We start from the raw sequence: 13,905 nt of genomic DNA, 5'->3' as shown, positions 1-13,905 counted from the left end.
CCGTGACCGTTGCCGGTTACCGCAACGTTGCGGTGCCGTCGGCGGCGACGGCGACCTTGGCCCCGGCGATGTCGTCGCGCACCGTCGCCTCGGCTTCGGTTGGATCGGTGATCACGGCCAGCGCGCGCGCATCGTCGGGGGTGCGCACGGTGAGAAAGGCCTTCTCGGGTCGCCCGTCCCGATCGAACGGCGTCGTCCACGCCTCGACGGTGCCGACGCCCTCCCACTCGACCGGACCGACCGTCGTGGGCTCCCGATCCACCGCTGATTGCACGTTCTCCCAACGGAATTCGGGAGGTGGCTCGGTGCTGTACACACCGAAGCTGTGCTTGGTGAGATAGCCGCCGTTGGCCGTGATCAGTCCGCGCCGGCCGGGGTTGGCCGTCAGCAGTTCGGCCATGGTCGCGATGGAGTGCGTCACGTAGTTGTTCCACGGGCCGCCGGCGAAGGTGAGCCCGCCGGTGACCGTCAGCGGGCGGGCGGGGTCGTCCACGGCCAGACCCAGCTCGTTCGCCGCCACCTGGACCGCGGACGGAAAGCACGAGTACAGGTCGACGTAGTCGACGTCGTCGATGCCCAATCCGGCCAGTTCCAGCGCCCGAGCGCCGCCGATCCGGATCGCCGGCGAACGGTGCAACTCGCCCCGCTCGCCGATCGCGGAGGTGTCGTGGGCGTCGCTGCCGGCCTGCGGGTAGACCCAGCGTTCCTGCGGGACCTGCAGGCGCTGCGCCTGCTCGACCGAGGTCAGGATCAGCGAGGCGCCCTGGTCGACCATGTTGTTGGAGTTCATCAGCTTGGTGTAGGGCCAGCTGATCATCCGGTTCTGCGGACCGGGCTGCCGGATCTCCTCGGCGCTGACCGGACGGCGGATCCAGGCGTACGGATTGTCGACCGCCACCGCGTTGAACCGCTCCCACAGTTCGCTGACCCGTCTGGCGTGCTCCTCGACGGACTCGTCGTTGGCGATCCGCAGCGCCTGCTCGAACAGCGGATACACGTAGGCGGGGCGGTCCAGCTTGATCCGGATCTCGGCATCGCCGGCCATCGGCACGTCGTCACCGGCGACTTCGGGCAACGGCACCGACTCGTCCTGCTCGGTCCAGGTCAGCCGTCGGCCCAACTTCTTCAGCCCGTTGCGGGTTCGCCAGGTTTCGGCGCCGGAAATCAGTACCACCCCGGCCCGCCCGTGCTGGATGTCCAGGCACGCCTGGTTGACCAACGACTGCGGGGTGTTGCCGCCGATTTTGCTGTAGCCGGCGGTGAAGGTGCCCAGACCGAGGCGTTCGCCGAGTAGCTGACCAGGGTTGCGATAGTGCGCCGACAGCAGCTGCACCACCCGCACGGTGTCGACGGCCTCGATCACCCGCGCGCCGGCGGCCTGGCGGGTGGCCGACACCATCAGGTCGACCGGTTCGATGCCGGGCTGGTCCGGGTCGACGTCGTCGCGGTGGTTGACCTGGCCGTAGCCGATCAGCACGGGGGTCCTGGGGTCGACGGGCATGGTGGAAACCTATCGCGACGCGTCCGGCCGCTCAGGTGGGCCCGGTCCGGCCCGCTGGCCTTGACTCCGACGTTCGCGGTCTAGACGGGGGTGCGACGGTACCGCACCTCGTCCACCGGCCGGTCGCCGTACGTCTCGGTGCGGCACGCGCCGTCCGGGCGCCAGCCGTCGCGCTCGTAGAACCGTCTGGCGCGGGCGTTGTCCTGCAGGACCCACAGGGCCGCGCCGGCGACGCCGAGCCCGCGGAGCCGCTCCCGCGCGGCGCCGATCAGCAAGCGCCCGATCCCGACGCCCAGCCGCGACGGGTCGACGTAAATCGCCATCAGCTCACCGAAATTCGCCAAGTCGGCGTCTCGGCAGCGGCCGGTGGTAGCAAATCCGCAGATGGTGTCGTCCTGGACGGCGACCAGGGTGACGGGGACGCCGATGCCGACTTGACCGAAGTTGTATCTGCGGGCCCGGGCTTCGGGGGTGAGGTTGTCGAGAAAGTCTTGGGCGATCAGCCCCCGGTAGGCGGCCTGCCAGGCCCGCACGTGCACGTGCGCAACGGCATCGGCGTCCTGCGGGACGGCCGCGCGCACCTGGATCATCGGTGCCATTGTCCACCCGCATACCGTGTAGGCATGGCAGATACGGCATCGAGCGATGCAGCGCTGGCCGCAAACGTTCGCGGCAAGGTCATAGTCATCACCGGGGGCGCCCGGGGAATCGGCCTGGCCACCGCCACGGCACTGCACAAGCTGGGCGCCAAGGTCGCCATCGGCGACATCGACGAGACCACGGTCAAGGAGTCCGGCGCCGACCTCGGATTGGAGGTGTACGGCAAGCTCGACGTCACCGACCCCACGTCGTTCGCCGATTTCCTGGACCAGGTCGAACGCCAGCTAGGCCCGATAGACGTGCTGATCAACAATGCCGGCATCATGCCGGTGGGCCGGGTCATCGACGAGCCCGACGCCGTCACCCGGCGCATCCTGGACATCAACGTCTACGGGGTCATCCTGGGCAGCAAACTGGCCGCGCAGCGCATGGTCCCGCGCAGACGCGGCCACGTCATCAACATCGCCTCCTTGGCGGGGGAATTGCACATCGTCGGGCTGGCGACCTACGTCGCCAGCAAGCACGCGGTGCTCGGCTTCACCGACTCGGCGCGGCTGGAGTACTGCGCGGCCGGGGTGCAGTTCTCGGCGGTGCTGCCAACCTTCGTCAACACCGAGTTGGTTGCCGGCACGCCCGGTATGAAGGGCTTCCGCAACGCCGAACCGAACGAAATCGCCGACGCCGTCGTAGCTTTGGTGGCCAAGCCGAAACCGCGGGTGCGCATCACCAAGGTTGCCGGCGCGATGGTGGTCTCGCAGAAGTTCTGGCCGCGCCGGCTCGCCGAAGGCTTGAACCGGAGACTCGGCGGCGACCACGTCTTCACCGACGACGTGGACGTCGAGAAGCGCCGCGCCTATGAAGCGCGCGCCCGGGGCGAAGAGGGGGACGCGTAGCGCGGCGTCCATCCGGGTCGCGAGAATTGGGTACATGAGCCCCATGAGTCCAGAAACCGCGACCCTGACCGACGACGAATTGGCCCTCATCGATGCTTACTGGCGTGCCGCCAACTTCCTGTCGGTCGGCCAGATCTACCTGCTCGACAATCCCCTGCTGACCGAGCCGCTGGCATCCGAACACGTCAAACCCCGGCTGCTGGGACACTGGGGCACCACGCCGGGGCTCAACCTCATCTACGCACACCTGAACCGGATCATCCGTAACCGCGACGCCAACGTCATCTACATCACCGGGCCCGGGCACGGCGGACCCGGGCTGGTCGCCAACGCCTACCTGGAGGGCACCTACAGCGAGATCTACACCGGCGTCGAGGAGGACACCGACGGGCTGCGCAGACTGTTCCGGCAGTTCTCTTTCCCGGGCGGCATCCCCAGCCACGTCGCGGCGCAGACGCCGGGATCGATCCACGAGGGCGGCGAGCTCGGCTATGCGCTGGTGCACGCCTTCGGGGCGGCGTTCGACAACCCGGATCTGGTGGTGGCGTGCGTGATCGGGGACGGCGAGGCCGAGACCGGGCCGTTGGCCGCGAGCTGGCATTCCAACAAGTTCCTCAATCCGGTCGTCGACGGCGCGGTGCTGCCGATCCTGCACCTCAACGGCTACAAGATCGCCAACCCGACGGTGTTGTCGCGGATTCCGCACGCCGAACTCGAGGCGTTGATGCGCGGCTATGGCTACCGGCCCATCACGGTGGCCGGCGACGAGCCGGCCGACGTGCATCAGCAGATGGCCGCCGCTCTGGACGACGCCTTCAACGACATCACGGCCATCCAGGACGCGGCCCGCAGCGGCAGGCAAACCGAGCGACCGGTGTGGCCGGTGATCCTGTTGCGCACCCCGAAAGGCTGGACCGGGCCCGCCGTCGTTGACGGCAAACAGGTCGAAGGCACCTGGCGCTCGCATCAGGTCCCGTTGTCGGGCACGCACGACAACCCCGAGCACCGCGAGCAGCTGGAGAAATGGCTGCGCAGTTACCGTCCCGAAGAGTTGTTCGACGAGGGCGGAGCGCTGCGGGCCGACCTGAAGGAGGCGGCGCCGAAGGGTGACCGGCGGATGAGTGCCAACCCGCACGCCAACGGCGGAGTGCTGTTGCACGATCTGGACCTGCCGGACTTCCGCGACTATGCCGTGGAGGTGCCGGAGCCCGGGACGCAGATGCACGAGGCCACCCGGGTGCTCGGCACCTTTCTGCGCGACATCATCAAGCGCAATCCCGACCGGTTCCGGCTGATGGGTCCCGACGAAACCGCATCCAACCGGCTCGATGCGGTGTTCGCCGAGACGGACAAGGTGTGGGTTTCCGAAACCGAGTCCGACGACGAGAACCTGGCGCCGGACGGCCGCGTCATGGAGGTGCTGTCCGAGCACCTGTGCCAGGGCTGGTTGGAGGGCTACCTGCTGACCGGGCGGCATGGGCTGTTCAACTGCTACGAGGCCTTCGTGCACATCGTCGACTCGATGCTCAACCAGCACGCGAAATGGCTGTCCACCACCCTGGAACTACCGTGGCGCCAGCCGATTGCTTCCTTGAACTATCTGTTGAGTTCGCACGTGTGGCGCCAGGACCACAACGGCGCGTCTCATCAGGACCCGGGGTTCATCGACCTGGTTGCCAACAAGCGCGCCGAACTGACCCGGGTATACCTTCCGCCCGACGCCAACACGTTGCTGTCGGTGGCCGACCACTGCCTGCGCAGCCGCAACTACATCAACGTGATCGTTTCGGGTAAGCAACCGGCCCTATCCTATCTCGACGTGGACGAGGCGATCGCGCACTGCACCCGCGGGCTGGGGATCTGGCAATGGGCCAGCACCGCCACCGGTGAACCCGACGTGGTGCTGGGCTGTGCGGGTGACATACCCACGCAGGAGACGCTGGCCGCGGCCGACATCCTGCGCCGTGAGCTGCCCGACCTCGCCGTTCGCGTCGTCAACGTGGTGGACCTGATGCGCCTGCAACCGGACTCCGAACACCCGCATGGGTTGCCTGACCGCGAATACAACTCGTTGTTCACTGAGGACAAGCCGGTCATCTTCGCTTACCACGGTTATCCCTGGCTGATCCACCGGCTCACCTACCGTCGGGCAGGCCACAGGAATCTGCATGTGCGCGGATTCAAGGAGCGCGGGACCACCACCACCCCGTTCGACATGGTGATGCTCAACGACCTGGACCGGTTCCATCTGGTGATGGACGTCGTCGACCGGGTCGAGGGGCTGGGTAGCCGTGCCGCGGTGCTGCGGCAGCGGATGGCCGATGCGCGCATCGGGGCTCGCCTGTACACCCGAGAGCACGGTGAGGACGACCCGGAGATCAGCGGCTGGACCTGGTCGTCGGGCGAGCAGAGCGAGTGATTTGACCCGAGCTCAGAAGGGCGGCGGGTCGTCGTCGGGCGGCGCGGGGCCGGCTCGGTCGCTGTAAGCGGGTTGGCGGGCTCGACGGTTGGCGCGTCGTTCGGCGGTGACGCGGTGAGCGCGGTTTTGGGCGCGGGTGCGGCGGCGTTTGGGCATCATCGCGCCGCGTTCGGCGCAATGGTCTTGCGGCCCAATGGCTTCGAGGGACGGCATGCCGCCGACGGCGGTGCACAGGCTGGGGAACAGCAGGGCGCTGCCGGGGGTGGTGACGTGGGTATCGCCGGCGGGGGAGGTCAGGATCAGGGTGCCGTCGGGCAGTTGCTTTTCGGTCCAGCCCCAGAAGGTTTTGACCAAATGGTGGGTACGGCAGTAGCACTTGGTGTTGGCCGCGTGGGTGGGCCCGCCTTGAGACCACGGGATCGTGTGATCCAGGTCACACTGGGTGGCGGGTACGTCGCAGCCCGGCCAGCGGCAGGTCAGGTCGCGGCAGCGCACGAAGTCGGCCAACGCTTTCGACGGGCGGTAGTGCGGTTCGGGGGCGCAGTACCCGGGGTGGATCAGTGGCACCTGTTTGGCTGACGTCGCCAACTCGGCCAGGAGTTCGGGGGTGATGAGCGCGTCGGCGTCGATCATCGCGGCGGCCCCGCTGGCCGTGCCGTTGAGGCTGTCCTGGGTGGCGATGACGTGGATGATCACCGGCGATGTTGGTGGGCGCGTGCCGGCGCTGCAGTCGGTGCGCCCGCACAGGCAGGCCATCCGGGTGGCGCGGGCGCTCAAGGCCTCGATGGCGTCGGCGCGGCGCTGTTCGGGGGTGCGCGGGTCCTCGACGCAGACCGTGGCCGCCAGCGCGCTCAACGCGGCGTCTAGAGCGCGGGCATCGGTGGGGCGCAGCTCACCTTCCACGCGGCAGGTCCCGTCGTATTCCTTCTCGATGTCCAGATGGCGGTCGCGCTGGCGTTTGGCGCGGCGCCGCACCGCGTCCAGGTCGACCGCGGCAACGATCGCGTCGACCTTCTTGGCCAGCCGCGACGGGGTCAGCGACGGCCACCGGGTGACGTTGACCGCGATGCGGCGATCAACCGCCGCCAGCGCCTCGGGGTCGAGGATCAGCGAGGTGCGCGAGGCGATCAGGGCGAACGCGACCACATCGATGTCCCCGGCACAAAACACCGCGGCGGTCTTGGGTAGCCGTTCGCGCATGTCACGCGCCAGGGTTAGTTTGTCCTGCGCGCAGCGCTGGCTGATCTTGAGGCCCGCCGCCACCTCTGCAGCGACCCCCGCCATCGTGTCGATCGCCCAGTCCTCGGTCTCACCGTGGCGACGCAACCGGTAGGCGAACAACTCACCGATCGCCATCAACTGCGCAGCAGCACCCCGGTTTTCCATCTGCCCCGCCGCCCGCGCCGCTGCGACCCAATCCTGGGACTCCTCGGTGGGGGTCTTCAATGCCTGATGCCACTGCCTGCTCATGTCGTCGATCCAGGCGTGGAAAACCCCCGGATTGTCCTGCCACCGGGGCGGGTTCTCACACGATTGATCGAACATATGTTCGATGATACCACATATGCAGACCCGCCACCTCAACCCGGCCGGGTTACCCTGTGCGGGTGCCAAAAGTGGTGTCAGTCAACGTGGCTCAGCCCAAGACGAATCCCGATCCACGCGCGATGTCGAAGGTGACCGGCATCGACAAAGTGCCCACCTCCGAGCCGGTTGCGGTCCGTGCACCCGGGCCGATGCGCGGCGGGCTCGGCAGCGGCCTGGTCGGCGACACGATCGGCAATCCCAAGTACCACGGCGGCGATGACCAAGCCGTCTACGCCTACGCCCGCGAGGACCTCGACGAGTGGGAACAGCGACTCGAGCGCACCCTGACCGAGGGGATGTTCGGGGAAAACCTGACCACGTCGGGCATCGACGTCACGGGCGCGCTGATCGGCGAACGGTGGCGGGTCGGCACCGACGGCCTGCTGCTCGAAGTCTCCGCGCCGCGGACACCGTGCCGCACCTTCTCCGCGTTCCTGAACCTCAACCACTGGATCAAGACCTTCACCAAAGCCGGCCAACCCGGCGCCTACCTGCGGGTGATCACACCTGGAACCGTCCGGGCCGGGGACGAGGTCACCATCGAATCCCGGCCCGATCACGATGTGACGATCGGACTGGTGTTCCGCGCAAAAATGACTGAGCCGCAACTACTTTCAAAACTGACCGACGTGGAGGCGCTGTCGGCGGAGCTGAAGACCTACGTGCGTCGCAGGCTGGCGGCGCGACAAAGCTAGCCTGCCGTTCAGCGCTGCGCCGGTAGAATCGTCATGATGCTCGACCAATCCGCTCAACCAACGGTGTCCAGCGCTGCGCTCGATGCGCCGCTGGACCGGTTGCGTCTTCATGTCGACATCGTCGTCGTCGTCGCCGTTCTGGTGCTGACCAACCTGGTCGCGCACTTCACCACTGCGTGGGCCAGCATTGCGACCGTGCCGGCAGCCGCCGTCGGGCTGGTGCTATTGGTGCGGTGGCGCGGGCTGGACTGGACCGAACTCGGCCTCGGGCGTGAGCACTGGAAGTCCGGCATGGGCTACGCACTGGCCGCCGTGGCGTTGGTGGTGTCGGTCATCGGGGTCGGGGTGCTCCTGCCGATGACCCGTCCGATGTTCCTGAACAACCACTACGCGACCATCTCGGGCGCGCTGATCGCATCAATGGTCATCATCCCGCTGCAAACCGTCATCCCGGAGGAACTCGTCTTCCGCGGCGTGCTGCACGGCGCGCTGCAGCGGGCGTGGGGTTTCCGGGGCGTTGCGCTGGCCGGATCACTGCTGTTCGGATTTTGGCACATCGCCACGTCGTTGGGCCTGACCAGCAACAACGTCGGCTTCACCCACCTGTTCGGCGGCGGCGTCTTCGGCATGATGGCCGGGGTCACGATGGCGGTCATCGCGACGGGCGCGGCCGGGTTCGTGTTCAGCTGGTTGCGTCGGCGCAGCGGCAGCTTGATCGCGCCGATCGCGCTGCACTGGGCACTGAACGGGGTGGGCGCCCTGGCCGCCGCCCTGGTCTGGCACCTGTCGACCTGAGTCAGACCAGCAGCACTGCGGCGCCGGCGATCCGCCCGGAGCTGAGGTCGGCCAGCGCGCGATCGGCCTGTCCGAGGGCATATTCCGGCGTGGTGACCTCGATGCGATGCCTGGCCGCGAAATCGAGGAACGCGCGGGCGTCGGCGCGGGTGTTGGACGTCACCGACCGGATCTGCCGCTCTTGGAAGAGATGCCGCTGATAGTTCAGTGTCGGGATGTCGCTGAGATGGATGCCTGCCACCGATAGTGTGCCGCCACGGTCGAGGGCCTCGAGGGCGGGCAACACCAGGTCGCCGACGGGAGCGAACAGAATCGCCGCGTCCAGCGGCACCGGGGGCGGCTCGTCGGCCGCTTGAGCCGAGGCGGCACCCAGGGCCAGCGCCAGCTCGCGCGCCGCGGCACCGCGAGTCATGACATGGACCTCCGCGCCCTGCGCCAGCGCCACCTGTGCGGTGATGTGGGCGCTGCCCCCGAACCCGTACAACCCCAGTCGTCCGCCGGGCGGCAGGTCGGCGCGCAACAGCGACCGGTATCCGATGATCCCGGCGCACAACAACGGCGCCAACTCGGTGTCGGCGTACCCACTGGGCAGGTGATGCGCGAAAGCGGCAGGTACGGTGGCGAATTCGGCGTAACCGCCATCGGCGTCCCAGCCGGTGTAGCGCGATAACGGGCACAGGTTCTCCTCGCCCCGACGGCAGTACTTGCACTGCCCGCAGGTATGACGCAGCCACGCGATGCCGACCCGGTCCCCCACCGCGAAATCAGCGCTACCGACCGCCGATCCCACCTCGACGACCTCGCCGACGACCTCGTGGCCGGGGATCACCCGCTCACAGTGCACGGGCAGATCACCCTCGCTGACATGCAGGTCGGTACGGCACACTCCGCAGGCCAGCACCGCGACCAGCAGGTCTGCCGATCCGGGCCGCGGGATCTCGGTGGTGACGCGTTCGAGTGGCTTGGTGTCCATCGGTCCGGGCCGACGCACCTGCCACGCGGTCATGGAGGTCGGCTGTGACGCCATCAGGTCATCATGCCGCGCGACTACCGCCGCAGGCGGCTACGTGCTGCGTACCTTTCCGACGATCCAGAGCAGAATCACCGAGCCCAGGATCGCGGTGAAGAAGGTGAACCACCAGCCCCCCGACGCGGTGTCGAAGGCGAAGCTGAGCAGGAAGCCGCCGAGGAGTGCCCCGGCCACGCCGATGACGATGTTCATCAGAATGCCGGAACCGGCGCCTTTGACGATCTTGCCGGCGATCCATCCGGCCAGAGCACCGATGATGATGTAGCCGATAAGGCCCACGCTGGTCAGAGTTGTTGAGCGAGCGAGAATTTCGGTCGCTGCGACGACGTCCATGAGGGGTCTCCTTGCAATCACTGACACGCCCAGCCCAAGTGCCGGACCGTGAGGTCGGGTATACCCGTTCTACGTGACTAATTCGACCTAAGCCGGTTGGCTGCGCGGCTGTGTCACAGCCGGCGTTCCTGCGGCGGGAGCCTGAGCGGGTGCTGGCGCCGGCGCACCCGGTTCGGGTGCGGGGGCAGCGGGTGCGGGTGCCGGGGCACCCGGAACAGGTGCCGGAGCGCCTGGAGCAGGTGCCGGGGCACCTGGAACAGCGCCTTCGGGAGCCGGCGCCGCGGGAGCTGTCCAGGGCCGGATGGACTCGGCCAGGATCTTCGCGGCGTTCTTGTCGATCGGGTTGTTCGACGTGCCCAGCCATACCACGAACCAGCGCTGCGGAGGTCCGGCCGTGGGGGTGGCCCCTGCCGGAGTTCCGACCACCCCGGTCCAGATCTGTCCGACCGGCTTGCTGGCGTCGCTGAACTTGACTTCGTAGTAGGACGCGCTGCCCGAGATCCCGTTCGCGTTGAGCGGCACCGACTCCTGGTTCAGCCGGGTGCCCGGATACGGCATGAAGAACTCACCCATGTCCGAACCCAGCCGGACGGCGGCCTTGGGGTTGGTGGCTTCAGCGCTCGCGTAGAGCTTCTGGTCCAGCCGGCCCAGCACGATCCGGGTGTCGTTGGCGATCGGCGGAGCCTGCCCCGGCATCGGAGCTTCACCGGCCGACTTGCTCAGCAGCGCCGAACCGTAGTCGAGGTGGGACGCATCGGACTCCACCCAGCCGCCCGGGATGACGAAGCTGAATCCACCGACGGCGTTGGTCACCCGTCCGGGTTCGGGCGCCGCCGGGTCGGGCGGCGGGGCGTTCGGGTCGGCCGGCGGGACCGCGTTGGGGTCGCCTGGCTGCGCATTCGGGGTGGGCGGCGCGCCGGGTGCCGGTGATGCGCCCGGCGCCGGTGACGCACCCGGTGCCGGTGAGGCGCCTGCCGCCGGCGGCGCCGGCGTGGACGGGCTCGCCCCGGGAGCCGGTGCCGGGGAGTTCGGCGCTCCCGGAGCTGCAGGCTGGGAGGACGGAGTCGGCGTCGGGGGCGCCGGTTCCGGGTCGGCGGCGGAAGTGGCCGGCAATGCAATGGTCACGACGCTGGCACCGGTCGCCGCGGCGATAGCCAACGACGCCCAAAGTCCCTTGCGGCGGGTCGGGTTCGAGTCAACCTGATGCATGGCGACGAACCTACCGTGTTGACGCTGTGAAGCAAGGACGGCCCGCCCGGTGTCTTGGCAGTTCGTTCGGGCGTCTTGGCTCACAGATGACGGCGCAGCGCAGGATGCAGCGCCACTTCGCCGGCCTTGACGCTGAACCAGACCCGGTCGCCGGTCGTGAGCTGCAGATCGGCCGCGGCATCGACGGTGATGCCGGCGGCCAGCCCGGGTGCCCCGTCGGGTTGTTCCGCGCCGCGTACCAGGACCGCGGGTCCGCGGGTATCCAACTCGGCGACGACCACTTCGACGGTGTTGCGCGGGCTGCCGTGCGGCCGGGTCGGAAACACGGCCACGCTCGCCGGCGCGAAGACCGCCACCGCAGCTTGACCGGGGCCGACGTCAGTGTCCTCGCCGGCAGTCCCCTGCCAGACCTGTCCGGACCCGCTGTGCAGGGCTCCGTCGGACCCGATCGTTCCGCTGATCAGGTTGACGCCGGCGAACCGGGCGCCGAACCGGCTTCGCGGCGCGGCCAGCACTTGGGCGGCCGGCCCGATTTCGGCGATCTTGCCCGACTCGAGCACCAGCACGCGATCGGCCAGCGTGAACACGTCCAGCAGGTCGTGGGTGACCAACACGACCGCACAGCCGGTGCGCGCTACGACATCGCGCAAGACCCCACGGATCGAGCCGGCGGCCGCCACGTCCAGGCCGCTCAACGGCTCGTCGAGCAACAATGCCTCCGGCTCGGCCGCCAGCGCCCGGGCGATTGCCACACGCTGAGCCTGCCCACCCGACAACTGCCGCGGTTTGCGGTCCGCCAACTGCTCGGCATCCACCTCGCCCAGCCAGCGCAGGGCCACGGCCCGGCTTTCCCGCGCTCGTCCGAGCCGAAGCGTGCGGCCGCTGCGGGGCCCGAACGCGACGTTGGCGGCGACGTCCAGGTGCGGAAACAGCAGCGAGTCTTGCTGTAGCAACCCGACTCGACGGCGATGGGTGGCCACGTTCAACCCGGCCGCGGTGTCGGTGAGCACCCGATCTCCCAGCCGCACCACACCCGCGTCGGGCGTGACCAGGCCGGCGATGATCTGCAGGACCGTCGACTTCCCGGCGCCGTTGGGTCCGAGCACCGCCAGCACCTCGCCGGCGGACACCGCCAACTCCACGTCTACGTGCCGTTCCTCCAGCACCGCACGCAACTGCAGATCGCTCATCGCCGGCTACCGTGCTTCGGACCCAGTCAGGCGGCGCGCGCCGAGTCCCAGCACCACCAACGCCGCCACCGCCACCAGCAGCAGCGACAGTGCCACCGCGGCATCCGGGTCGCTCACCCGCTGCAGGTAGATCTCCAGCGGCAGCGTGCGGGTAACCCCTTGCAGCGACCCGGCGAACGTGAGGGTGGCACCGAACTCCCCCAGCGAGCGGGCGAAAGCCAGGACCGCGCCCGAGACCAGTCCCGGGAGCAGTAGCGGCAGGGTGACTCGCCACCAGGTCGTGGTGGGCCGGGCGCCCAGGGTCGCCGCCACCACCTCGTAGTCGGCCCCGGCGGTGCGCGCGGCACCCTCCAGGGAGATCACCAGGAACGGCAGCGAGACGAAGGTCTGCGCCAACACCACCGCGGCGGTACTGAAAGCGATGCTGACTCCCGCCGCCTCCAGAAATTGCCCGACCAGACCGAGTCGGCCGAAGGCGTACAACAACGCGATGCCGCCTACCACCGGCGGCAACACCAGCGGCACCAGGATCAACGGCCGCAGGATGCGCACCAGCCGTAGCCGGCTGCGCGCCAGCACCAGCGCCATCGGAACGCCGAGCAGGACGCACAGCACCGTGCTCGCCGTGGCGGTCTTCAGGCTCAGCGACAGCGCGGTCGCCGACGAGTCACTGCTGATCAGCGACCAGAAATGCGGCCAGTCGACCTGAACCGCAATCGCGACCAGCGGCAGTGCCACGAACAGCGTCCCGACCCCGGCGGGCGGGTAGATCCAGCGCGGCAGACTGGTCGACGTGCGCATCAAGGCTCGACGAAACCCGCCCGGCCCAGGATCTGCTGCCCGGTCTCGCCGGTCACCAGCGCCAGAAATTTCTGCGCCGGCCCAGATTGGGGTGCTTTCTTCAGCACCGCGATGGGATAGGTGTTCAGCACACCGGCGGCCTCGGGGAATCGAACCGTCGCCACCTTGTTCCCGGCGTCGAGCGCATCGGTGACGTAGACCAGCGCGGCGTCGGCTTGTCCGGTGGTGACCTTGTTGAGGGCGTCGGTGACGCTCGGTTCCTCGCTGACCGGATGCAGCTTGATCCCGCCGGCGTCTTCGACGCGTGCGGTGGCCGCGCCGCACGGCACCGGACGCTGACAGATCACCACGTTCAGTCCCGGTCTGGTCAGGTCGGCCAACGAGGTGATGTTCGCAGGGTTGCCCGGCGCGGTCACGATGACCAGCGTGTTCGCGGCGAAGTTCACCGGATCCGCGGCCAGCAGTCCCTGCGCGGCGACCCGGTCCATCTGTGCGGTGTCCGCGGAGGCGAACACGTCGGCGGTCGCGCCCTGGGTCAGCTGGGTGGCCAGATCGGACGAACCCGCGAAATCGAACTTGACGTCCACCCCGGGGTTGTCCGTCCTGAACCGTTCGCCGATCTGGGTGAATGCTCTGTTCAACGACGCGGCCGCGAACACCACGATCGACCGGTCCCCCGACACCGGCGAATGACACGCAGCCAGGCTCCCGTGCAGCAATATCGCTATGAAAAGGACCATCGACCCACGGCGGCGCACCGGTCAAAACTAACGCCGCGACACCGCGGCTGAATAGTTATGCAAATCGTCAGCGCGTCGTGGCGGTGTCCGGTTTCCCGGAATAGCTACTGTC

Annotated in this window: 13 protein-coding genes; 4 read left to right on the top strand and 9 right to left on the bottom strand. The window is 68.4% G+C overall.

Annotated elements, in window-relative coordinates; all coding sequences use genetic code 11:
- Window positions 1–16 precede the first annotated feature (16 nt).
- Window positions 17–1,501 carry an acetyl-CoA acetyltransferase gene (locus AC5Y46_RS08370; RefSeq protein WP_499946809.1) on the bottom strand — a complete coding sequence of 495 codons (1,485 nt, stop codon included), beginning with the start codon at window positions 1,499–1,501 and terminating at the stop codon, window positions 17–19.
- 80 nt (window positions 1,502–1,581) lie between these two features.
- Window positions 1,582–2,091 (bottom strand): GNAT family N-acetyltransferase, encoded by a 510-nt coding sequence (locus AC5Y46_RS08365; RefSeq protein WP_499946810.1) that lies wholly within the window; start codon window positions 2,089–2,091, stop codon window positions 1,582–1,584.
- Window positions 2,092–2,124: 33 nt separating this feature from the next.
- Between AC5Y46_RS08365 and AC5Y46_RS08360 the strand changes: the two genes are divergently transcribed.
- Together AC5Y46_RS08360 and AC5Y46_RS08355 are read left to right on the top strand one after the other, a co-directional pair.
- The gene (locus AC5Y46_RS08360) at window positions 2,125–2,994 is read left to right on the top strand and encodes an SDR family oxidoreductase (RefSeq protein WP_499946811.1); all 870 of its coding nucleotides are present in this window, start codon (window positions 2,125–2,127) and stop codon (window positions 2,992–2,994) included.
- Window positions 2,995–3,028: 34 nt separating this feature from the next.
- Window positions 3,029–5,413, top strand: a complete 2,385-nt coding sequence (locus tag AC5Y46_RS08355) for a phosphoketolase family protein (protein ID WP_499946812.1) — start codon at window positions 3,029–3,031, stop codon at window positions 5,411–5,413.
- A 12-nt stretch (window positions 5,414–5,425) separates the two neighbouring features.
- On the opposite strand, the gene AC5Y46_RS08350 is transcribed toward AC5Y46_RS08355, so the two are convergent.
- Entirely contained in the window at window positions 5,426–6,883 is a 1,458-nt protein-coding gene (locus AC5Y46_RS08350; RefSeq protein ID WP_499946823.1) for an HNH endonuclease signature motif containing protein, read from the bottom strand.
- Window positions 6,884–7,029: 146 nt separating this feature from the next.
- Between AC5Y46_RS08350 and AC5Y46_RS08345 the strand changes: the two genes are divergently transcribed.
- Window positions 7,030–7,695 (top strand): MOSC domain-containing protein, encoded by a 666-nt coding sequence (locus tag AC5Y46_RS08345; RefSeq protein WP_499946824.1) that lies wholly within the window; start codon window positions 7,030–7,032, stop codon window positions 7,693–7,695.
- A 36-nt stretch (window positions 7,696–7,731) separates the two neighbouring features.
- Window positions 7,732–8,490 carry a CPBP family intramembrane glutamic endopeptidase gene (locus AC5Y46_RS08340; protein ID WP_499946813.1) on the top strand — a complete coding sequence of 253 codons (759 nt, stop codon included), beginning with the start codon at window positions 7,732–7,734 and terminating at the stop codon, window positions 8,488–8,490.
- A 1-nt stretch (window position 8,491) separates the two neighbouring features.
- Here AC5Y46_RS08340 and AC5Y46_RS08335 read toward each other — a convergent pair whose 3' ends face one another.
- The 6 genes from AC5Y46_RS08335 to modA all read right to left on the bottom strand — a co-directional run bounded on the left by AC5Y46_RS08335 (window position 8,492) and on the right by modA (window position 13,811).
- Window positions 8,492–9,517: a zinc-binding alcohol dehydrogenase family protein gene (locus AC5Y46_RS08335; RefSeq protein WP_499946814.1), complete on the bottom strand. Its 1,026-nt coding sequence runs from the start codon at window positions 9,515–9,517 to the stop codon at window positions 8,492–8,494.
- Between the two features lie 36 nt (window positions 9,518–9,553).
- Window positions 9,554–9,853, bottom strand: a complete 300-nt coding sequence (locus AC5Y46_RS08330) for a GlsB/YeaQ/YmgE family stress response membrane protein (RefSeq protein ID WP_499946815.1) — start codon at window positions 9,851–9,853, stop codon at window positions 9,554–9,556.
- An 87-nt stretch (window positions 9,854–9,940) separates the two neighbouring features.
- Entirely contained in the window at window positions 9,941–11,062 is a 1,122-nt protein-coding gene (locus AC5Y46_RS08325; RefSeq protein ID WP_499946816.1) for an alanine and proline-rich secreted protein Apa, read from the bottom strand.
- A gap of 80 nt (window positions 11,063–11,142) precedes the next feature.
- Entirely contained in the window at window positions 11,143–12,252 is a 1,110-nt protein-coding gene (locus AC5Y46_RS08320) for a sulfate/molybdate ABC transporter ATP-binding protein (RefSeq protein ID WP_499946817.1), read from the bottom strand.
- A gap of 6 nt (window positions 12,253–12,258) precedes the next feature.
- Complete coding sequence (locus AC5Y46_RS08315; RefSeq protein ID WP_499946818.1) at window positions 12,259–13,053, bottom strand: ABC transporter permease; 795 nt, start codon at window positions 13,051–13,053, stop codon at window positions 12,259–12,261.
- Window positions 13,053–13,811, bottom strand: a complete 759-nt coding sequence (gene modA, locus AC5Y46_RS08310) for a molybdate ABC transporter substrate-binding protein (protein WP_499946819.1) — start codon at window positions 13,809–13,811, stop codon at window positions 13,053–13,055. Before modA ends, AC5Y46_RS08315 begins: the two co-directional genes overlap by 1 nt.
- Between the last annotated feature and the right edge of the window lie 94 nt (window positions 13,812–13,905).

Source organism: Mycobacterium sp. NGS59, from assembly GCF_059812345.1.
This window is presented reverse-complemented; position numbering and strand designations above follow the sequence as displayed.